Source organism: Paenibacillus sp. JT22N12, assembly GCF_056269365.1.
Window position 1 is genome coordinate 1 of record NZ_JBWDNU010000029.1, and the last position, 20,545, is coordinate 20,545.

Annotated in this window: 22 protein-coding genes and 2 pseudogenes; 7 read left to right on the forward strand and 17 right to left on the reverse strand. The window is 43.8% G+C overall.

The window, feature by feature from the left end; all coding sequences use genetic code 11:
* Nucleotides 1-78: 78 nt before the first annotated feature.
* The 3 genes from AC0YOA_RS37525 to AC0YOA_RS37535 all read right to left on the reverse strand — a co-directional run bounded on the left by AC0YOA_RS37525 (nucleotide 79) and on the right by AC0YOA_RS37535 (nucleotide 2,401).
* The gene (locus AC0YOA_RS37525) at nucleotides 79-918 is read right to left on the reverse strand and encodes a D-alanyl-D-alanine carboxypeptidase family protein (protein ID WP_475790866.1); all 840 of its coding nucleotides are present in this window, start codon (nucleotides 916-918) and stop codon (nucleotides 79-81) included.
* A 685-nt stretch (nucleotides 919-1,603) separates the two neighbouring features.
* On the reverse strand, nucleotides 1,604-1,756 hold the full coding sequence (locus AC0YOA_RS37530) for a hypothetical protein (protein ID WP_475790867.1): 153 nt from the start codon (nucleotides 1,754-1,756) through the stop codon (nucleotides 1,604-1,606).
* 258 nt (nucleotides 1,757-2,014) lie between these two features.
* Nucleotides 2,015-2,401, reverse strand: coding sequence for a hypothetical protein (locus tag AC0YOA_RS37535; protein WP_475790868.1), 387 nt, complete (start codon nucleotides 2,399-2,401; stop codon nucleotides 2,015-2,017).
* Between the two features lie 243 nt (nucleotides 2,402-2,644).
* Between AC0YOA_RS37535 and AC0YOA_RS37540 the strand changes: the two genes are divergently transcribed.
* Both AC0YOA_RS37540 and AC0YOA_RS37545 read left to right on the forward strand, forming a co-directional pair.
* Nucleotides 2,645-3,208 (forward strand): IS110 family transposase, encoded by a 564-nt coding sequence (locus AC0YOA_RS37540; RefSeq protein WP_475790869.1) that lies wholly within the window; start codon nucleotides 2,645-2,647, stop codon nucleotides 3,206-3,208.
* Between the two features lie 93 nt (nucleotides 3,209-3,301).
* Nucleotides 3,302-3,901 carry a transposase gene (locus tag AC0YOA_RS37545; RefSeq protein WP_475790870.1) on the forward strand — a complete coding sequence of 200 codons (600 nt, stop codon included), beginning with the start codon at nucleotides 3,302-3,304 and terminating at the stop codon, nucleotides 3,899-3,901.
* A 346-nt stretch (nucleotides 3,902-4,247) separates the two neighbouring features.
* On the opposite strand, the gene AC0YOA_RS37550 is transcribed toward AC0YOA_RS37545, so the two are convergent.
* Complete coding sequence (locus AC0YOA_RS37550; RefSeq protein WP_475790883.1) at nucleotides 4,248-4,415, reverse strand: HAD family hydrolase; 168 nt, start codon at nucleotides 4,413-4,415, stop codon at nucleotides 4,248-4,250.
* Nucleotides 4,416-4,762: 347 nt separating this feature from the next.
* Nucleotides 4,763-5,512, reverse strand: coding sequence for an SDR family oxidoreductase (locus AC0YOA_RS37555; protein ID WP_475790871.1), 750 nt, complete (start codon nucleotides 5,510-5,512; stop codon nucleotides 4,763-4,765).
* A 164-nt stretch (nucleotides 5,513-5,676) separates the two neighbouring features.
* Between AC0YOA_RS37555 and AC0YOA_RS37560 the strand changes: the two genes are divergently transcribed.
* Nucleotides 5,677-6,000, forward strand: a complete 324-nt coding sequence (locus AC0YOA_RS37560) for a winged helix-turn-helix transcriptional regulator (protein ID WP_475790872.1) — start codon at nucleotides 5,677-5,679, stop codon at nucleotides 5,998-6,000.
* A gap of 13 nt (nucleotides 6,001-6,013) precedes the next feature.
* Here AC0YOA_RS37560 and AC0YOA_RS37565 read toward each other — a convergent pair whose 3' ends face one another.
* Nucleotides 6,014-6,274 (reverse strand): hypothetical protein, encoded by a 261-nt coding sequence (locus tag AC0YOA_RS37565; protein WP_475790873.1) that lies wholly within the window; start codon nucleotides 6,272-6,274, stop codon nucleotides 6,014-6,016.
* Nucleotides 6,275-6,469: 195 nt separating this feature from the next.
* Between AC0YOA_RS37565 and AC0YOA_RS37570 the strand changes: the two are divergent.
* Nucleotides 6,470-7,345 (forward strand): annotated as a pseudogene (locus tag AC0YOA_RS37570) (transposase); the annotation flags it as partial.
* 460 nt (nucleotides 7,346-7,805) lie between these two features.
* On the opposite strand, the gene AC0YOA_RS37575 reads toward AC0YOA_RS37570, so the two are convergent.
* The 6 genes and pseudogenes from AC0YOA_RS37575 to AC0YOA_RS37600 all read right to left on the reverse strand — a co-directional run.
* Entirely contained in the window at nucleotides 7,806-9,041 is a 1,236-nt protein-coding gene (locus AC0YOA_RS37575; protein ID WP_475790874.1) for an MBL fold metallo-hydrolase, read from the reverse strand.
* 843 nt (nucleotides 9,042-9,884) lie between these two features.
* The gene (locus AC0YOA_RS37580; protein WP_475790875.1) at nucleotides 9,885-10,190 is read right to left on the reverse strand and encodes a hypothetical protein; all 306 of its coding nucleotides are present in this window, start codon (nucleotides 10,188-10,190) and stop codon (nucleotides 9,885-9,887) included.
* A 108-nt stretch (nucleotides 10,191-10,298) separates the two neighbouring features.
* Nucleotides 10,299-11,474 carry a glycosyltransferase gene (locus tag AC0YOA_RS37585; RefSeq protein WP_475790876.1) on the reverse strand — a complete coding sequence of 392 codons (1,176 nt, stop codon included), beginning with the start codon at nucleotides 11,472-11,474 and terminating at the stop codon, nucleotides 10,299-10,301.
* Between the two features lie 55 nt (nucleotides 11,475-11,529).
* A complete protein-coding gene (locus AC0YOA_RS37590) occupies nucleotides 11,530-12,258 on the reverse strand; it encodes a glycosyltransferase (protein WP_475790877.1) in 729 nt (242 codons plus the stop codon).
* A gap of 301 nt (nucleotides 12,259-12,559) precedes the next feature.
* Nucleotides 12,560-12,760, reverse strand: a complete 201-nt coding sequence (locus AC0YOA_RS37595; RefSeq protein ID WP_475790884.1) for a polysaccharide biosynthesis protein — start codon at nucleotides 12,758-12,760, stop codon at nucleotides 12,560-12,562.
* Nucleotides 12,743-12,871, reverse strand: a pseudogene (locus AC0YOA_RS37600) (polysaccharide biosynthesis protein); the annotation flags it as partial. The pseudogene AC0YOA_RS37600 and the gene AC0YOA_RS37595, both read right to left, overlap by 18 nt.
* A 665-nt stretch (nucleotides 12,872-13,536) precedes the next feature.
* Between AC0YOA_RS37600 and AC0YOA_RS37605 the strand changes: the two are divergent.
* Nucleotides 13,537-13,737, forward strand: coding sequence for a hypothetical protein (locus AC0YOA_RS37605; protein ID WP_475790885.1), 201 nt, complete (start codon nucleotides 13,537-13,539; stop codon nucleotides 13,735-13,737).
* 554 nt (nucleotides 13,738-14,291) lie between these two features.
* Here the strand turns inward: AC0YOA_RS37605 and AC0YOA_RS37610 are convergent.
* The 5 genes from AC0YOA_RS37610 to AC0YOA_RS37630 form a co-directional block, all read right to left on the reverse strand.
* Nucleotides 14,292-14,711, reverse strand: a complete 420-nt coding sequence (locus AC0YOA_RS37610; RefSeq protein WP_475790878.1) for a hypothetical protein — start codon at nucleotides 14,709-14,711, stop codon at nucleotides 14,292-14,294.
* A gap of 670 nt (nucleotides 14,712-15,381) precedes the next feature.
* Nucleotides 15,382-15,822: a hypothetical protein gene (locus tag AC0YOA_RS37615; protein WP_475772657.1), complete on the reverse strand. Its 441-nt coding sequence runs from the start codon at nucleotides 15,820-15,822 to the stop codon at nucleotides 15,382-15,384.
* A 969-nt stretch (nucleotides 15,823-16,791) separates the two neighbouring features.
* Complete coding sequence (locus AC0YOA_RS37620; protein ID WP_475790879.1) at nucleotides 16,792-17,127, reverse strand: ATP-binding cassette domain-containing protein; 336 nt, start codon at nucleotides 17,125-17,127, stop codon at nucleotides 16,792-16,794.
* Nucleotides 17,124-17,261 (reverse strand): ATP-binding cassette domain-containing protein, encoded by a 138-nt coding sequence (locus AC0YOA_RS37625; RefSeq protein WP_475790886.1) that lies wholly within the window; start codon nucleotides 17,259-17,261, stop codon nucleotides 17,124-17,126. The genes AC0YOA_RS37620 and AC0YOA_RS37625 overlap by 4 nt, the downstream gene beginning before the upstream one ends.
* Entirely contained in the window at nucleotides 17,207-17,350 is a 144-nt protein-coding gene (locus AC0YOA_RS37630; RefSeq protein WP_475790880.1) for a hypothetical protein, read from the reverse strand. Before AC0YOA_RS37630 ends, AC0YOA_RS37625 begins: the two co-directional genes overlap by 55 nt.
* Nucleotides 17,351-17,955: 605 nt before the next feature.
* Here AC0YOA_RS37630 and AC0YOA_RS37635 point away from each other — a divergent pair.
* Together AC0YOA_RS37635 and AC0YOA_RS37640 are read left to right on the forward strand one after the other, a co-directional pair.
* Nucleotides 17,956-18,771: a MerR family transcriptional regulator gene (locus tag AC0YOA_RS37635; RefSeq protein ID WP_475790881.1), complete on the forward strand. Its 816-nt coding sequence runs from the start codon at nucleotides 17,956-17,958 to the stop codon at nucleotides 18,769-18,771.
* Nucleotides 18,772-18,801: 30 nt separating this feature from the next.
* The gene (locus tag AC0YOA_RS37640; protein ID WP_475790882.1) at nucleotides 18,802-19,971 is read left to right on the forward strand and encodes an MFS transporter; all 1,170 of its coding nucleotides are present in this window, start codon (nucleotides 18,802-18,804) and stop codon (nucleotides 19,969-19,971) included.
* The last annotated feature ends 574 nt before the right edge of the window (nucleotides 19,972-20,545 follow it).

A 20,545-nucleotide genomic window follows, 5' to 3' on the forward strand; every position in this document is an offset into this window, starting at 1 on the left:
TTAGCAATGACGAGCAGGGCGGCCAGAAATTTCAATAGGTCCAGCCCGCTTTCATTCCGTTTAGACAGCATGGATATGTTATCCTATACCGGCGAATGCCGTCACGATGAAACCATCCCTGTTATTTCCCGACAAGGAGTAATAATCGCACCGCGCAATAGGAACGTTTGTTGAAGGTCCCTCTTCTGCCTGCACGTAGTAAATCTCAACCGATAGCGCCTCATTTTCAAAGGACAAATGGCTGCCAGCATATGGGCAGCCTTGGATGAAATCGATATACTCCTCTAAGCATAGATTGTTTTGCTCCATGATTTGGGCATGGGGATAGCCGACATAGCGAAAATGCCAAGGCTCGCAAGAAATATGAGTAATCGATTCTTTCCCTTCCTTATACCGCTGAATAAATCCATATTGGGCAGCAAGCTGCTTGAATGTCATATAGATGCCGCTATCAGGGAATGACGGTGCAATGAAATCCACGTTCCCGTTCATCCATCCAACATCGACGGCGAGTCCTGTTTGATGCTCACTTCGATCGGGCAATGCCACGTAACGAGCCGTATATGCCGCACCATTCTCGTTGAGTGAGGATTCATAGATACGCTCCTGCTCCTCCTTGGTACGATATCCGCTCACAGCGACAATAGCATCTATCCCTTGACAAGCCTCAAGCAGATTATTGAAATGCCGTAAACATGTATGTTCCAAAAGCATGCCTTCATGCAGTTCGTGTATGGCCGGGTTTGAGCTTAACGACGTCAGCTTACCTGGCGGAATCGTTTGTCTAACGGGATTTGCGAGATTCACCAGCACCAAATGACCTTCGTAGACCTCAGCTCTGCTTGCCTGGTAGGAAGTACGTCTTGCACCTGAATAACTGCTTTTTTGAATCTGAGGTGCGTGGTTTGTTTGTCTCATCGTATATGAGCCTCCCGAATGATTGTGATAGGTTATGAGAATCGAATGCTTCTACTTCAAGATAACCCTGATTCATTAAGAGGCTTTTAAAAAAAGCTTAACAAAAGATAAGATTTCTTGCTTATTTATAAATGAACGAGGCTAGAGCTGGCTATGACAAATGAAAAATAGACCGCCCTTTAGCAAAGGTACCCGGTCTATAAGGAATTTCTTCGTTCGCTGCTCATAACTGATCGAAATATTATTTTACCGCTGCAAACCGAATTTTGTAATCCGCGAACCATACACCCGTCTCAGCATTATACTCCAGACATTTGGCAAAGCGCTCCGTTATTTGGATACCTCTATGTCAATCCGTTCCTCGGTCTTCAATCTCCAGCAGGCATCAAGCACGCTGCGTACCAAGCCCTACATCGCGATTCGGCGCGGTTCCAGATCAGGGCGATTGGCCATAATCGCAATCCGGCACCGCAGCACCTGCTCGCATTCTATTTATTAATTCGTTGGTAATTTGAGTTATAAGGGGAGGTTAACGCTAAACAGCTGAAATGGTTAACGCCTCATAATAGGTGAATTTTACCAAAATACCTGACCATAACATTATCTTTTTCATTCTCAAATAGCACACTCTTCCTGAGACAAATCGATGTTCTCCTGCAGCTCGCAGGAAGGCTATGCCCATTTTTTAGTATTGTGCGCTTGAGTACCGTCGATTTTCCGGCGCCGTTGCGCCGATGAGGGCGATACGCTCCCGCTCGCTCAAGCGAAAATAGATATCGCGGAAAATCAGCGTTTTCTCGTATTTCTTCGTCACGTTCTCTAATCGAATGACGCTCATGATGCTCCCCTTTCCGGCTTCGGTCGTTCTGCTCAATTATATTACTGCCAGAGAGATTCCGCGCTGTTGCCGTACACTCTTAAACGATTATCTGCGTCCAAGCATAACAAAAATAAGAAGCAGGTCTCTGGACGAGCTGCTTCTCATTCTAATACTAGAGTGGACACTCCAAGACCATATTTTAAAAAAGGGCTGCAGTTAGTTTTTGTTCAGTAAGGTGAACTAAGGTTGCTCCTAACGCTTCGTTCACATTATGAGTTATTTAGCCGAAAGGTCATCAATCGCTTGAACAGCTTGTTCCAACGCTTTAATTCTTCTTTCTAAAAGCGTTCTTTGGGGACTACCAGCCTTTGACTTAACATAACTGTTTTCAATTGATGGAAATAAACCAGTAATAACATTGCGGGCTTCTGCTAACTCTTCCTGGGTGTAATGATGGGGTTTTTGATTCCAAACGTTTTCTAGCGTGGCTAAGCCGATATAAACAGCTTTGAGTCGTTTCTTTACTAGGGTAGTATTGGTTCCATTTTGAGTCATCTGGGACAAGGCATTCTCGAGTTTACTGATTGTCGATTGTAATGATTTTATTGATTCCAATTTATCTAACTCTGTTATTTGTTTAGTTACAATATCGTCTTTGTTCACCGCTACGAATCCTCCTCTAACCCCACTTTTTTCAATTCGCAAACACTATACCACATATTGGAATAACCTTCCCGTTACTTCAATAAACGAAAGAGGAGTTGCCGCGCGGCAAACTCCTCGCTATCGTACCCGTTAACATTCCTGTAGGTGTTAGTAGATGCGTTTTGCAGAAAAACGAACGCCCCGCTAGGATGAGTATGTACTGGGTTGCAGCCCTCAGAACTCACCTTAGGAGGCGTTATCATGAAGTCTAGACTAATAAAAGCTCAAAATCAACGTGTAGAACGTATTCCCCCTTCCACTCTTGTCATTGGAATCGACATTGCCAAGGAGAAACATGCTGCTCAAGCGATTAACTTTCGAGGTATTGTCCTCACCAATCGCCCAATTATGTTTTCGAATGATCATGCGGGCTTTGAGCATTTTATTAGCAGTATTCGTAAATTTCAGAACATGCACAACTTGAATGACGTCGTTATGGGAATGGAGAGTACCGGTCACTACTGGTTCAATATCGCCAATTGGTTGGTTAAACAAGGTGTTTCTGTTGTCCTTGTCAATCCAATGACGACCAAACGCAATAAGGAAAACAGAGACAACTCCCCCTCTAAGAATGATCCAAAGGACGCTTTGGTCATTGCTGATGCGGTGAGTCGCGGGTTCTACACGCCCTTCTCTCCCAAAGAAGAAGCCTTCCACCGCATGCGGGTTATGGTTACAAACAGAGAGCATTGGGTTGTTAAATCCGGACGGATTAAGAACAATTCGTTTTCCAGAATACAGGCAAGAGTTCAAAGATATTTTTAGTCCTCGTTCATTAGCCACTTTGCATCGTTTTCCAGCCCATCTGACGTCGTGCAGTTAACTCTGGAACAAATGGTACAACTCTGGGGAGTGTACATGGCTAGACCTGGCGGCATGCGTGGCAGGAACAAGGCGCTTGAACTCCAAGCACTCGCTAGACATAGCGTCGGAGACACTACTGCCCTTGAAGAAGACAAATGGGAACTGCCGCACCTCATGGATGAATATGAACGAATCTGCCACATCATTGATGAAGCGGACGAGATGATTGAAAAGCTATTGCCCGAAATCCCCTGTTCTGATCTCGTTCGATCTGTCGGCGTTTCCGTTCCTGCAGCGGCTGCCATACTCGCATTTGGCGGGGACTTACGTAAGTTGTCTCACGGGAATCAGTTATTGCGAAAGGCTGGATTAAACTTAGCGGAACGTAGCTCTGGCAAGTATAAAGGGCACATTAAGCTAACCAAACGAGGAAACTCATTGCTGCGTAAGCATTTTTACTTCTCGGTCTTTCACCTCTTATCTCATAATCGTGCATTCCAAGCCCTACATGCACACAATATTGAAGGAAAACGAATGACGAAAATGCAGTCCATGATGAAGTTGATTGGGAAATTGGCTCGAACGCTTGTAGCTATGGCGCGAGAAGGACAAACTTTCTCCGCGAATAAAGCTCAACCGCCAGTAGCAGCTTAAACAACTAAACTCGCAGCCCAGACAAGCGGATTAGCTCATTTGCAGAATTTCACAAAGAAAGCACGGAGTACCGAGATTTTTACGCTTTAGGGCTTAGACCCGTTCCGTTAACGTTGATCCCAAGGACCTTGTGGAGAGAGGCGTGCAGTAAATCTTTACATGGGAGATGTTGTAAATAGACCAACACCTTCTATTCCCGCATGCCCTCAAACGGAACTGCTTAACCCCTCTCATGTAATTCTTTAATCTCCTATTTAAACCTGTATGTGAAATTCTGCGAATGAGCGAGCATTCGCGAGAAAATCCTTATTCTCTGAGGGAGCTTAAGATCATATCGTGGTTCCAATTACGAAATCCGTTCCAATACTTTCGCCACACCGTCGTTATCGTTGGTATCCGTGATCTGGTCGACTAGCTCTTTGAGTACGTCGATGGCATTAAACATGGCCGCTTTGTCGGCCGGCATTGCAAAAAGCTCGAGATCATTATAATCGTCGCGAAGCTTCTGGATAATTCCTTAGGGCTGTCGAGAAGCTTCTGGATAATTCCTTAGGGCTGTCGAGAAGCTTCTGGATAATTCCTTAGGGCTGTCGAAGTACGTGATAAGCAACTTGGTGGCAGCAAGCGCCTTCAATTTGTCATTCGAACGAATTTGTGGTTGGAAAAACCGTGTTTAAAAGACATTTTCATCGATAGGACCGTAATTGGCAAACCATTGGTCCCTAACCTCCAGGCTAATACTGCAGTCTGGCTTGGATGGATCAAATCGACAACACCATTTGTTCTTCCAACTCATGCTTCAACGGCCTGCGAAGCACAGAAAAAGGCAAAGTCGCCCTTTTCCTTTTTCTGGATGTTTATTTAAATTTGCGCCACTCCGCCATCGACGAAGAGTTCGATTCCATTGACATAGCTGCTGTCGTCGGAGGCCAGGAATACAACAACCCTGGCAATCTCGGAAGGCGTGCCCACCCGTCCCCGCGGGATTTCGGAAGCTACGGCAGCTTTGAATTGTTGAGCCTGCTCTTCGGTTTCAGCCAGTCCCATAAATCCAGGTGTCTCGGTCGCTCCGGGACTCATTACATTGACACGGATATGGCGATCCTTCAAATCAAGGATCCAGCTTCTTGCAAAATTCCGGAGAGCAGCCTTCGTCGCGCTGTAAACGCTGAATGCAGGTGTGCCCAGCGAGCCCGTTGTTGAACCGGTGAGAATGACGGATGCGTTGTCCCGGAGCAGAGGCAAAGACTTCTGTACGGTAAACAACGCACCCTTGACATTAACATCAAAAGTCTTATCAAAATGCTCCTCCGTGATCGACCCGAGCGGCGCCCAATCACCCAGACCGGCATTCACGAAGAGAATATCTATATGCCCCTGCTGCTGCTGCACGGATTCGTATAAGCGATCCAGATCGGCGAGGCTGGAAACATCCCCCTGAATGCCGGTAACATTTTTCCCGATCTGCTTCACGGCATTATCGAGCTCGCTCTGGCGGCGGCCGGTAATAAAGACATATGCCCCTTCCTTAACAAACTCCTCTGCTGCTGCCAGACCGATACCAGTGGTACCTCCTGTTATAACCGCTATTTTCCCTTGAAGCTTATTCATTTTCTTCACTCCTATATTTTGGATTTGTAAGGGCAGAATAACTGCTGGTTCAAATTCCGTCTTAACTGTTATTATGGGATAAAAGTTTCAGTTAAGTAAGTAGGCACTATTAAGTTATATAGTCACCAAACGGTGATAATTGGACTGAGAGAGGATTTTTCACAATGAGCACATACACCAAACAATTTGAAGCTGCTATGGAGGTGATAGGCGGTAAGTGGAAAGGCTTTGTCATCTACCATTTAATAGAAGGGCCTAAGCGAACAGGGGAGCTGAAACGGCTGCTAACCAACGTAACCCAAAAAATGCTGGTTCAAACTTTGAGGGAATTGGAGAGCGACGGTATTATTATTCGGAAAATGTATAATCAGGTACCGCCTAAAGTGGAATACTCTCTAACAGAGATCGGACAGCATCTTGGTCCAATTATGATTACGCTGTGCAATTGGGGTGGGCAATACTTAGAGCAAGCCTCAACCACGGATTAATGGATGAATTGCGTTACTTGGGGGTTTGATCGCTGAAGGCAAAAAAAAACCTAATAGCTTTGAATTGAAGAATAGGATCGAAGAAAGCAAGTTGATCGCCAAGTTCCAAGCCGTTTAAACGATCCCCAGCTTTAGTTTGGATAATTTGTTTCCAGAACCAATCAAGATCGGCTTCATCCTTAAGGCTACGATTTTCATCATGAAATTGTTGAATAACTGCTCCCGCATCATTATCCGCGAGAGGTCCCAAAACAATCTGAGGATGTAGATACATCGTGTCACTTAACCCATAAGTTTGCCGGTTAGGAAAGCTTATGCTTCCAAATTACCGCGGCAAACTTATGCTTCCAATTGTAAAAAGTCCTTGAATATCAAGGACTTCCACTTTAAGGACTGGTTTATTGAGCTATAGTACCCGTCCCTCGGTTTTAAGGGTTTATCTCACATATACTCACTCATTCGCAGGACCGACATGGTCAAAAACGGATACTACTCCTTCACTCGTACAACACCAGCAGCCTTTGAAGAACTCCGTGTCTTTCTCTCCAATCGCGACTTTGTCGTGAAGAGACTCGTGAGTGCGAAGAACCAAATTCATCGCTGGGTCGACGTGGTTTTCCCTGAGCTGCGGCAAGTCTTCACGAACATCATGTGCACCGGTTCATTGGCCACACTTCGTCTTTTTCCAACGACCGATGACCTGTGTACCTTACAGCCCCAAGATGTCATACAAGGTTGGAAATCACTCATGAAACGGCATGCTGGTGAGCGAAAAGCCCGAACCCTTATCGCTCTTGCTAGCCGTTCTGTGGGTTCTAAGCAGGCCTTGCATGCCTACAAGCTTCACTTGAAGCAGCTTCTCGATGAGTACGATCTTGCTTGCCTGCAGCTAGAAACGGTAGAGACGGAGATTGTTGCCGTTTTAGAACGCATTCCATTTGCGAAATTTATGCTTGCTGTCAAAGGGATCAGCGCCATTTCACTGGCTGGTATTCTAGGCGAGGCAGGAGATTTGAGCGGATTTGTTCATGGTAATGCCCTACTGCGGCATGCTGGCCTTAACCTCGCAGAAGCAAGCTCAGGCAAATGGACGGGACAGATGAAAATTAGTAAACGTGGACGATCTCGCCTCCGACGTTTCATCTTCATGATGACCATGAGTTTAGTTGCGAACAATCCGGAATTTAAAGCGATGCATGCCTACAATGTACAGGTAAAGAAGATGAAGAAGATGAGGTCCATTATGAAGTTATGCGGCAAATTAGCGAGAATATTAGTTGGAATGGCTCGCAGCGGCGAGGCCTACAACCCTCCTAAAACGATGCCGATCCAGCAAGCCGCTTAATCGATACTGATTATCGTTACGTTGCACGAATTTTGGCTTATTCGCGGGGTTTCAAAGAAAGCACGGCGTACCGGATGCGTTAAACCAAAGGGCACCGACCCGTACCGTTAGCAAGACCGGCCTCCACCCCTTGGACAGGCGTAACGAAGGAATGAGAGGGCATCGACCCGTTGAGACATGGGAGTGAAAGCCTCCAGGGACGGCGTGGAGAATACGTGCAGGATATGGAAGAACATGGGAGGAATAGTCTCCCCCTCTATTTCCTTACGCCTCCATGTTGTCCAGGTCTATGAAGTGGTCACCCGAGCGTCCTTCATACATGTCTAACAAGGGTGAAATCCTGCGAATAAGCGAGCATTCGTGAGAAAACATAATCGTACCGAGGGAGTTTAGCGACGACTCCCGTTAATTAAACAGTCATTCAAAAGCATTTATTCCAGGTAGTCAATAACTGGAGATTCTACGGTTGTGTTATTATGAGATCCGTACCGCCAAATTCAACATTTACATTTCCAGATTTGATTGTTGATCCGGTCCAGTTAAGCAGTGCATAATTATTTGCTTTCAGGTCATCAATGATCCTATTATCAGTTCCGCCGCCTTTTCCACTTAAAAAGTACATTTTCTGCAGAACTGTACTATTCAAAGTTTCCTTCAGCGTGCTGGTAGCGTCTGTCAAATCTGCAGAAGTCGGGTTCGTTATATTATGGTTATCATAATAAGAATTCACTATGTCATTATAGCTGTTAGTAACAATCGCATACTTAGGATTGATGGTGCCAGCGATTGAATCCGGCATGAGACTAAAATAAAAACCATGATGCGCAACCTGATAAACGCTTATATTTCCTACGACTTCTTGTATTTTTTTCCCTACTTCGTAAGAATAATTTTGATTACTATTCTCACCTACGTCAGCGCCCAAGTATGTTCTGAAATTTGTTCCAGTACTTGTTGTGCACTTTAACAACAAAGTTGCTGCGTTCAAGTTTTCATCCCATTTATTTGACAATTGTTCTATTATAGACTCGTGATTCCAGTTGTTACCATTAAACCATGTCATTGTAAATTTACCAAATGTAATCGTATCATATATGCCAACGGATACATAACTGCCTTGTGCATTTTTAGTAAACCTCTCAATTTTCGCCTTGAATTTATTAGCGGATAAACCTCTAAGCTCCGATAAGGATCCAACATCATTGTCGAAGGCTTCATAAGGCTTTATTTTACCGATAGCCATGCTTTTTGCTTTTGCTGCAGCTATAATCGTATTCGCTCTAGTGCCAATACTAGATTCACCGGAAAAAGTTGAAGCGGGATCTGCTACGTCCTTTATGTAAAGTGTAGTGTTTGCATCTGCAAAACTAGCGATTGCAGCTTCGGCACCGCCTGCATGATCCGCATGCATATGCGAGAAGGCTATAAAAGACAATTTGGTCGATCCAAGTACCGAGGTTAAGTATGGCTGTACATAAGTTGTGTAATCTCCGCTCGTACCTGTGTCAACCAACCCATAGCTTGCCGTAGTACCGCTAATTGTTTTTATGAGGGTAGCATTTCCTTTTTCGCCAAGGTTGATGAAATAAACGCCAGCTTCAGTAGGAGCAGCTGCAAATGATGTTACATTTAACATAAGCAAACCCATGCAAAATAGTACAAACACTGCAATTTTCATTCTCAATTTTGTTATCATACTAATACTCTCCTCTATATTAGATTAACTCGAAAAATTAAGCCAAATGTTAGCTTCTGCGTATCAACTTGTTATACAAGATTCGATCTCCACTCCTATTTGTTTTCTGTTTAGATCACAAAATTTCTTCACTGCGAATACTCAATCATGTTTCAAACAATTGAATTGGCTTCACTCCTTATTGCGCTTAGGAGCAGCGATTCGCCAGCGACAGTAAATATTGTCCGACCTGATAAGAGGAGGTTGGCTTCCATGCTATGCTCATCCAAGCCCATTTCAGTTAAGGATGATGATCATTTACTTCCTTTCCTCGGGAATATCGACTGGAAATCCATTATGCCGCTATGGAACGAAATTGGGTACAAGGGCGATTTCATTTACGAGATAAGATTAATAACGGTATGCCGGACAAGGGCGGATGCGACTGGCAAAATTCCACATCGACCTTCTCAGCTGCTTCTTTAATTCGGTAAAGCGCGACTTCCCAATCCGGACCGTTCAGTTCGGTTTTATTGTGAATCATCGCGCACATGTTGAGGTCCAGTACGGAGTAACCGGCATTCTTGCTTGGATGGACTCCTCATATCCGATTGCCCGTCTTCTTCTCTTCGTTCTCTAAACAAGCTTGCCATTGTTGCGAAGCGCATGGTCAGACCTCCTACCTAAGTCTTTTTCGTTTTTGGAACGGTTTAAATTTTTCCGAAAAAATAATTACTCCCGTTCCTCTTATCCAACTTATCATTATTGCTTGCTTTGAATAAACAGATTTTGGTTAACTGGAAGTAAACAAATTATGAATTTCACCGCCAAAAAATTACATCTGGCGGTGAATATTTAAATCCCTTACCGAATTAGGGTTCCAGCTTCAAAGAAACTTCTTGGGCATTTGCAATTGGTTTGTTTGGAAGTAAAATCCTCAACGACAAACGCACCTTTGTCTGAGTCAGTAAGATACACTTCAATTTTCTTACTATGTTCCTCTTTATTTTGTTCTGTCATATCAATTACATCAGAAAGTGTGTTCCCATCATTTTCTTCTACATAGAGTTCGTTAATTTCTCCGATTTCTCCGTGTGGTTCTTCATAACAAGAGGAATAAAAACTTTGAGCACAGCCAATACCAACGATTTTACCACTTATCTCTGCCATGGTATTCAGCCTCCGAACCATCGTGATCACTGCCTGATTGGCGACGCTGACAGAAAAGGCCATTCCCGTGAAGATATTTCGAGAATGGCCTTTTGCTTCCCGTTTCGCTCAGTACGATAGCAGCAGGTTGAGAGCCTGATTGAGATGAGGATATTTCCCCGATTCCTCCAGAGACCTTTTCTCCGCATAGAACAGATCCTCCTCTGGGCTTGGAATGAGGAAGCCGCATTGAGAGCCGAGATTGTGTACAGGCAGACCATAGCGGGTCAGGCGTCCCGCGGATTCGAGCATGGCCCGAAAGGCGTTGATCAGATGCAGGAACCGGTAGGGATGCTCATGAAGGCTGATGGCATAAACATCGTCCAGGACACGGCTGGCTTCGCTGTAGGACATGCCGTACTGAAAGACGAGTAGGACGGCCAGCAGGCCGACGGTCCGGTACTTTTGCTGGAACAGATAGAAATTATGCTTGCCCTCCTCCCCGATAGAGGTTTGGATCGGATGCTCCTGATGGTAGGTAGGCATCGAGCTCAGATGGACGAACCGGTATCCGTTCGTGAACAGACGAAAGCCCATCTCAATATCATCGGCTCCCCAGCCTTCGTATTCCTCGAACATTCCATGCATCTCGAAGGCTCTCCGTTCGACCGAGAGATTCCCGGTTCCAGCCATGACCCATGGCAGATTGAACCCTGATAACCAGTCTCCGTAAAGGCTCAGAACTTGATCGATAAAATACTTGCTGTGCGGGTTTTCGAGTGATAAGTCCCGATAGCGGCCCTGCAGGATTTCATCCCGTCCGATGAGAGCAGGAGGATCCTCCAGATGCCACGTCGCCATCCATTTTTCATACAACGCCGGCTGCTGCCGAAGCAGTTCTTCGGCTTCCAACCGCTGCGCAGGCGAAAAAAGAGGATCCATCCGGGTATACGTTTTCCTTATGGCATACAATCCGCCCCCAATGAGACCGCTTTGCTGGCGGTGGATACTCATATGGGAATCGATGAAATCGGGGGGGACGATAACTTCAGCGTCCAGAAAAATCAGATGTGTGCCACGGGAATTATCGATGCCAAAATTGCGGGCTCTGGGCCGGCCGATATTTTCTGCCACCCGGAAATACCGGAATTGGAACGAAAAGGATTGGCTTGTCGCAATGGAAGGAGTGCCGTCGGACGAGGCATCATCGACCATGATGACCTCGACCTTAGACAGGTCGTATCTTTGCGCTTCAAGGGAATAGAGAGTCAACAGATTGAGAGGATAGCGGTTATGGGTCGGCATGATGATGCTTACCTCGATCGCGATTTGGACCACTCCCTTTCTTGGGTGCCGCGTATCAAGACTCTCCCAGCCTTTCGATGAAGGCGCTGAGCTGCGGCCACCACCGCTGCTTCGTAGCCTCCGCCTCGAGCTGGATGAGGGAAAGATGGCACATCGAGCCCATGGCTTCATGGACCCGGTATTGGATGAGCGGCTCGTTCACGTAATGGAAGTCGGCCCCGCTCAGGACTGCCCGGAACCATAAGTCATAATCATGAGTATAGGGCAGCGCCTCATTGAATAGGCCAAGGTCTGTAAGCAGTTTTTTTCGGGCTACCACCGTGCAGCCGTTGATCGGACAATAATGCTCGAATGCCTTGTAGAACGCAATTACATCCGGATATTTGGGGGTTACGTTCTGGCTGACGACCGAGCCGCTGCCGTCGATGACGTCGTAATCGCTAAATGAAATCTCACCGTTCTTTAGGAGCATGTACTCCAGCTGCTTCTCCAACTTGTGGGGATAGAACCGGTCATCCGAGCTCAGCCAGGCGATATAGTCCCCTGCTGCGATCCGGATGCCCGCATTCAGAGCGCTTGCCGTACCTCCGTTGCCTTTTTCGCAGAGATAAACTCCGGGAAGCTGCAGATAGGGAATCAATTGTTCCTTGTGCTGTGTGGCTCCGTCACTTACGATGACGATTTCTTTATGGGGATAGGTCTGCTCCAGCGCGCTTTGAATCGCGTAAGAGACATAAGGGTCATTGTAAAAAGGGATGATGATCGATACCAACGGACTTGACAAAGGAAAAAACTCCTCCTCTCGCGTGCTTCGATTATTTTACAGACAGCTTATGCGCCCCTTCTACTGCTTAAAACGGATGATTGCCTGTACCGGGGCAGCTATTGGCTCGTCTATGATCCTGGAAAGGCCATCAGGCCGATAGTCTGGTGTTCCTTCCGTTTTAAAGGCCGGCTAAGCCGGTCTGCTTGCTTAGGTTGTATCCTCCACCCCCTGCCGCTGCCGCCAAAATAGCGGAGCATTTCCGTGGACACACTCATAGAGTAGGAAATACAATCATTCAGGCTTGGCGTGACCGAGGCGGTCATGCCGGGCAACGATTGACTGGAGCTGAAGCTGCTGAATTTGACGGGCTCATATTGGCTGTAATGTTCCTTGAGTCCCGGAATTTTTCATACGTAATCGTCGTTGTGCTTTCGTAGTCTGTCAGCAAATTTTCGTGAATTTTCTCTCCCGGGCGAATGCCGGTTTCAATGAATTTCACTTCAATCCCGACTGCGTTCATCAACTTGTTGGCAATCGCCGCTTCAATGACGTTTTGTGTGCCGATCACGTTGGTTTTGAGCGCTTCATAGGGTAGATCCTCGCAAACGGGCATATGCTTGAGCGCGGCCACCTTGCTTTAACAAGGGGGATATCCTGGACTACCACCGGAATACCAAGCATCCTTGCCTCCTCCGCAATGATGCCGACTATCGCTACAAAAGTGCGCCTGCGTAGCTCGGCAGCGGTTCGCGCATCATAATATCAAGAAGCTTTCCGAGAAGACTAGCATTTTGGATTTTGTACACTTCATACAGCTAGCCGTATCCATCCACACCCTACGAATCTTGGTCCTATATAATATATTTAGATGACCTTTCAATCGGCACGACATTTAGACCCATTCCAAAAGCACAAATATGACCGTTTCCTAGTCCACCATGGATGGAGATGCCAGTGGAGAAGCATAGTCGATTATGAGGCGACGGTCATGACCATCCCGTCTACGATAGGGTCAACAACGAGGACGAACGAGGATTTTATTTCGGTCAGCCTCCTGAACTTTGCCGATAGAGAATGGTGGAAGTGAATCGACGTGTCCTTAGCCCCTCCCTAGTGTTTTTTATGATGTTGAGAAGTGTAAGACTTGTTCGCTGAGTTGGTGTTATAAATCAAGAGATTGAGTGCTTATGATCAATATAATTGTTCATTGAACTTATTGGATGGTAAAACGTGGATTGACCGAATATCCGAAAAAATCGTGGTTAATACGTTGAAATATGGCGATTCATTAATATAATCGATGATGATCCTCACCCTATACACATCCATCTGGTTGACTTTCAAATTCTTGATTGCCAGCCGTTTTATGTTTCTCATTTTCAAAAAAACGGCCAGCTTGCTCCAAGTTCTTGTAATCCGACAAACCTTTTTTATTCTAATCTCAAAACATACGTTGCAGCCTGTTTGCGTAAATATGCCAGTTTGTCCAAGCAATGATTGTTATTTCTCATATATTGGATTATCTCGTGCAGACGAGGAGGTGTAGCTCATGTGTAAAAAGACCTGGCACCCTAAAGTAATTAAAGTCGTGCTCAAACCTGGACAAAAAGCAATTGTAATTTGCAAAAAACACAAGAGACATCATCGTTAATAACGCTAGACCTATTCAGGAGCATCCTATGGGATGCTCCCCTATTTCTTTTTGAAACCTAAAACACAAATTGATGGGAACAATTTTCTCTTCATATAGCTTTACTTGCTTCAGTATTACGTAATGGCTTAATTACTTCAGCAGCGAATACGCGTTTATAAAACAAAAGAGCCGCAAAGTGCTTTACTAAAGGGAGTTTATTTGCAACAGAATAACGATATCTTTGGTCTTTGTGCAGGTAGTTATTTGTTGCCCTCTGTGACCTTGCTAATTTCAGAACTTTTCCATTTCCTATATCATATACTACACGTCTAGAACCTAAGCCGATCATTTTTTCCCATTAAGATGCTTTAATTTATTCATTAACAACTCCCTTGGCATGATGTTATCACAGACAGTTCTAATGCCTTGACGTAAATTTGAAATTTCCGTAATCAATCACGATAATTTCACCTTTATAACTCAACCTTAAATTGGTTAAACTCGGTCCTTTATGAGTCATGGAATACATATCAAGTGGATAAATTCCGTTCTGCCTAAATTTCCTTTTTAATTTTCGGTATTTTATTCGATATTTACTTGAATTGCAAAAGGGTTTTACGTATTTCCTCATAATTAACCAGCGATGCCCATACTTTGTGACTTTACCTAGGTGCTTTCTTAAATGACCTGCTCGTTTTGAGTGATAAAGTAAAAATTCAGTCTTATTACTTCGTAAGCCAGCTTTTGATTTTGCAACTTTTAGAACATAACCATTACCCAGATCATAAACATTTCGCTTGCGACCCGAACCGATCAATTTTTTCTTTTTGTCCATCATAAGTTTCTCTCCTTAGTATCGATAAGCAATCATGGTTATCCCGCTAAGTAAAAATATTGTAAATAGAATATGTAATAAAAAATAAATTGCTTGGGTATTTCCACTAATTCCGCTCTGTTTCTCGGTCCGAGGCATTTCGTTCGTCCTTCATATTCGATGGGTTTATTTAATATTCCTATTCAAAGGCAAGCAAGGTCTGTCGACATGACAGTAAGGTGTACGCCTCACAAAGCAAAGATTGTAACCAATGTCCATTGCGTTCTAACTGCTTCAGTAAGACAGGTACTCGAAAGACGATACAACGCCGAAAGTCACAGTAAATGATGAGCGAAATATGCAAAAAATGAAGTGAGGCTAGGGGAAATGCTCCCCTAGCCTCACTTTGTCAACAGCCCCGTTTACGCAGACTGGACAATGTTCTTAATATCATAAATATACATTTTGTAAACCCTGTTGATGTTGGGCTAACGTTCAACTCCTTGAAAAAGGAACTGGGTTGGTCATAATTTAATTAATTTGTTCGATTTACTGATATTAAAAATTCTGGACCTTTTATGATGCTATGCTACAAGAAGTCAAGATAGTTTTTTATTCTCAAGATGCTCTATCTCTCCACCATGGACGTTGTTCGCAAATGGACGGGTCATGTCCAAAACTGGGGGCAGAGCTGCTATATTTTTCTGCGAAATCTAAAATTCCCGTAATCAATTACGATTATTTCTCCATTTTTCTTTAAGCGCAGGTTTTCATAATTAGGCTTACCATTCCGTCTTAGAATTTCATATGGAATAATGCCGTTCTTTCGAAAGAACCTTTTAAGTTTATAAAGTTTCCGTTTATATTTTTTGAGGCGAGAGAATCGCCTTTTATATTTTTTCATGGTTACCCAATGATATTTATTTGCATAACCAGTAATTATGCCAAGCTTTTTTCTTATTGAAGTTGGGGATGAATAAAAAGTCATTACTTCCTTCTTATTGCTTTTAATTCCATATTTTGATTTAGCAACTTTTAAGACGTAACTTTTGCCGAGATCATATACAATTCTTCTCGAGCCTATTCCGATGATTTTTTTCTTTTTTTTAATAGTTGATCTCTTATTTTTGTTCATTTAAATCCCCCATAATCAATGATCACGATCTGGTTATTACGTTTTAAACATAGATTAGGAGCATGTGGTTTTTCATAATGACCCACGCCTTTTGACGGGATGATTTCATTGTCCAGAAATTTATTTACTATTTCCTTTATTTTTCTCCTATATATTGGTTAATTGTTCATGTTTACTTCTGTCAGGTTCATGTGCTCGTTCATTTAATCAAGGCAATATCCTCGTTCTCAACAAATTGATGATCCATAATTGCGCCATTTTTACGGATTTTATTTTATCATATGTTGAGAACCACGACCTGAACTGGGCATTCAAATAAGTAGTAAAAAAAATGATCTTTGAGTGACACACACATCTGCATTAAAGAATGCTGTGACAAGGTTCAATGCTAAAAGCTCGTTAAAATTGGCGACCGAACTTGTGCCTTCTCCATCATTTATCGGATCTAACTGTTGCAGGTATCGACTGCCGATCATTTTGGCCGGCTGCCTCATTCTGGTCTGAATTATGCTATCGAACCCGCTCGTATTATTGAGGTCACCAGATCTTTCTGGTGGACCTCATTTTTATGTGGTCGTAAGATAGCGGTAGCCGGTGATCGAACGTTCGTACCCGTGGGACTTGGATCCCGAGAGCTATTCCGTTCATCCCCTACTTATTAAACCATGATTAGGCTGGTTGGGACAAAGATCCCGAATATCAAACGATACTGTGGACGACAAGAAGGTTAGGGTTGCCATTGAAAATAAGATAAGGAGTGGTGGAATGAACCCTGTCATTGAATTGGACGTATCAAAAGGAGAAAGTCATGCACAGCTTTTTCAGATCTAGGAAAAATTCTAACCAAGCTGTCTGAAATGGCATGAAAAACAAGTAAATGGTTGGGAGAACAAAAGGTAAAAAGATAAACCATTTGGTTTTTTTCTATTCATGTTTTGATCACCAATTTATTTTTATGGGAATTTTTGTTTACCCATGTAGGAATCCAAGCGAGCTTCGAGTTTCATTATTCCTGCCAAACTTATAGACGGCTATAATCCCTACCGTTGGCTCATCCATTATGAGCAGCTTTGGCCGATGTGCGATTGCACAGGCTATGTTCAATCTTGCTTCATGCCGCCTGAGAAGTTTTTGGGATAGCTTTTTGTGCTTGTCGCCAAGACCCACGAATGCTAGTGTTTCAATCACCCGCTCCTTTAACTCCGCCCCTCTGAGTCCGTAAAATCCGGCAAAAAAATGAACGTTTTCGTAAGCTGTCATATTCTCATAAATAGCCATTTCCTGCGGCACAATCCCGATGTTCATCTTCGCAAACTTACCGTGTTTAGCAATACCTTGCCAAGAACTTCGATTTCACCCTTTGTGACCCGGAGCAGAGAGACAATCATGTTAATAGCCGTACTCTTACCTGCTCCATTCGCACCCAGAAATCCGAATATCTCGCCTTCTTTTCGGACATCGTGATATTGTCCACGGCAATAAGATCACCAAATTTCTTCGTAAGCTGCTTAATTTCATGTACGTTCATTCGTAACACTCCCGTTTCGTCTTTAGGATAATGTAATTGTAATAAAAAAGGATGCCCCTGTGACAGTGCACAAGTTCATCCTTAACCCCTGAGAATCTTCCTGTTTAAACTCATCTTATCCGTGAGGAAATTATTGTAGTGACACTGAAGCCTTGACGATAATCGTACCATTTACGCTTGCTGCCCGTTCTTCCATGCTGATGAGTCCCAAGCCTTCGATTAACATTTTGTTGCATTTAACAGCCTCCTTTAGGACACAATACTTTCACAAAATCTGTTTAAACCAAGAAAATTTTAAAGGCATAACACATGTTATGCTCACTCCGATAGTTAAAAAACTAGCTAAGGTATTATAATGCTCCCATAGTCTGAGACACGGGAGGAGAAAAAATAAGTACTATTGTATCCGTTGGCTCAATTATTAAGTCAAGTTAATTTCATAACGCCCTTCTTCGAAAGGAGATCTGACTAAGGCGATTTAAGTACAAAATTGGCTTCATATGGTCTTCTAAACTCAAACCGCATATTTCTATAGCTTGACTCTCCCCTTAACTGGAAAGGTATACTTGGCAAAGACCAGGGGAGGATACTAAGGAGATGTATCGATGTTTAAAATCAGCGAGTTTTCAAAAATCAGCCAGGTGTCCGTTAAGACACTTCGTTACTACGACCAGTTGAACTTGTTCAAGCCGGATCACACCGACAAATATACAGGGTATCGGTATTACACAGCTGACCAAATGTTTCAACTCAATCGTATTCTGGCCTATAAAGAATTGGGCTTCTCACTGGATCAAATTCGCCAGATGATAGGAGAACAAATCTCGCTCGAACAAATCAGGGGAATGTTTCAACTAAAGCAAAACGAGATTCAGTCCATTGTGGATAAGGAACAGGCCAGACTTGCTCAAATCAAGGAACGACTGTGTTTCATCGAGATTGAAGGGGAAAACCTGAATTCGCACGATGTCATTCTGAAGGAAGTTGAACCTAGACTTGTGCTGTCTTACCGCCATAAATCTTCGCTTAGTCAAATTCCTATGCTTTTCCAACAGTTGGATACTCAATTAGGAAATTCATTTCAGTCCTCTTCGCCACAAATTGTACTTTGGCACGGCTGCGAAGAATATGAGAACGAGATCGACATAGAAGTGGCTCGTCCGCTGACTCTCGATATGCTGAGCCGTCCTCCCTTTACGGTAAAACGATTGCCGGAAGTTCCGATGATGGCGACGCTTATACATCTTTGTCGGACGACTAACCCTTGTACTGCAAGCACGAAATTGGCATTGTGGATTGAACGGAACGGATATCGTATTAAGGAGAACGAGCCGCGACGCGAAATCTGTCTTCCCCATGAAAAATCAAGCGATCCGGAATTTCACGTTGCCGAGGTCCAGATCGCTGTAGAAAGAGCTTGAATGAAGATTATATGGAGAGGAGATTCATCGTTGACGAAACAACACAAGCTACTGGTCTTCAATTTATTTTTATTAACTTTCGTCTTGGGAACGAGTGAATTTGTTATTGTCGGGCTGCTCTCTGAAGTGTCAACTGACATGAATATCACCATTTCAACAGCAGGAGCCCTTGTATCAGTCTTTGCCATATCCTTTGCAGTAAGTACGCCAATCATAACGGCTATTTTCAGCCGATTTTCCAAGTATCCGTTGATGCTTGCCTTTATTGGGGTATTTATTGCAGCCAATATCATAACCGCTTTATCTGAGTCGTATGTACTGCTTGTTGCTTCCAGAGTGATCACTGCCATTGTTACCGGAGTATTGATCGCACTCGCAATGACGGTTGCAAGTGAAACGGTTCCTGCCGATAAGAGGGGGCCGGTTATTTCGATTATCTTTGCGGGTTTTACAACAGCAAGCGTAATTGGGGTGCCTCTTGGCACCTATATCGGACAATGGGGCGGATGGAATATAGCCTTTTGGTATACCGCAGTATTGGGAATCGTTTCTCTAATTACAAGCTCGGTGACAATCCCCAAAGGGCTGAAGGGAACGCAGGGTTCATTGCAAAAACAAATCGGTTTATTAACCAATCCGCGGATTGTCATCGCATTCTTTATACCTGCATTAAGTATTGGAGCGACATATACCGTATATACTTATCTGACTCCTCTGCTGCAAGAAGTGCTCTTCGTGCCTGACCGGTATATTAGTCTTGTATTTTTACTTTACGGTGTTGTTTCCGTCTTCAGCACGTTAATTGGCGGGAAAATAGCGATCCGCAACGGAATTGGAAAGCTCCGGTATGTGTTTCTTATACAAGCGGCCATCCTCATGTCGCTTTATGTTTCCTCAAATTCAATTGTCGTGGCATTGATTAGTATATCATTCATTGCCCTTGTTGGTTATGCAATGAACTCCACCATACAATTGTATTTTATTGATTTAGCAGAAAAACATTTTCCGTCTGCGAAAGATTTGTCTGCATCGTTGGCTCCTGTATCCATAAACGTCGGAATCGCGTTTGGATCGACTCTGGGGGGATTTGTCACGACGAACAAGGAACTCATCGATGTTTCCTGGGTCGGAGGGATCGTTGCGATCGCTGCGTCATTGCTGACCTTTATCAGCTACAGTATAAGCTATGAGCGCAAGTAGGCAGCGTCGCCATTTTCGTTGCTGGATCTGCATATTCAGTAAAAAGCCCTCCGTATGGGAGGAGTCTACTTGGTTAGAACTTATATATCTTCTCTATGCTTCTTTTAAACAATCTCCCTTGCTTCCTCAATCGAATAACCACGATAGTTATTGAATCAGAGCAGAAACCACTGAACCAGTCGTTCTGTGTGTAGCGACAAGAACTTACTTGAATAATGGACAAAAATATACTTGATTGCAAAATAGACAGCTCGCAGGTGAAGCGGCTGTTCGTTTTTATTAAGCTATATTGCTTAATGACAGTTCGTCGGTCTAGATCAAAGATCAATTTTTTTCATATATTAAGTTAGGACAATCCAATTGGCCCCTCCCAATTTGGCAGTGTCTTTTTTTGTACTTTTGTGTAAATCTCTTATTTTGTGATGATCTGCAGAAAGCAGAAAAACACCCACATCTCGTTCTCGTGGTCAAGCCCCAAATTTGTAGACAATGAAAAAAGCCCTAGGCTATGAGCTGGCGTCGGTACTCTACCGGCGTCAGTTTGTTTAATTTTAATTGAATCCGTTCTTCGTTA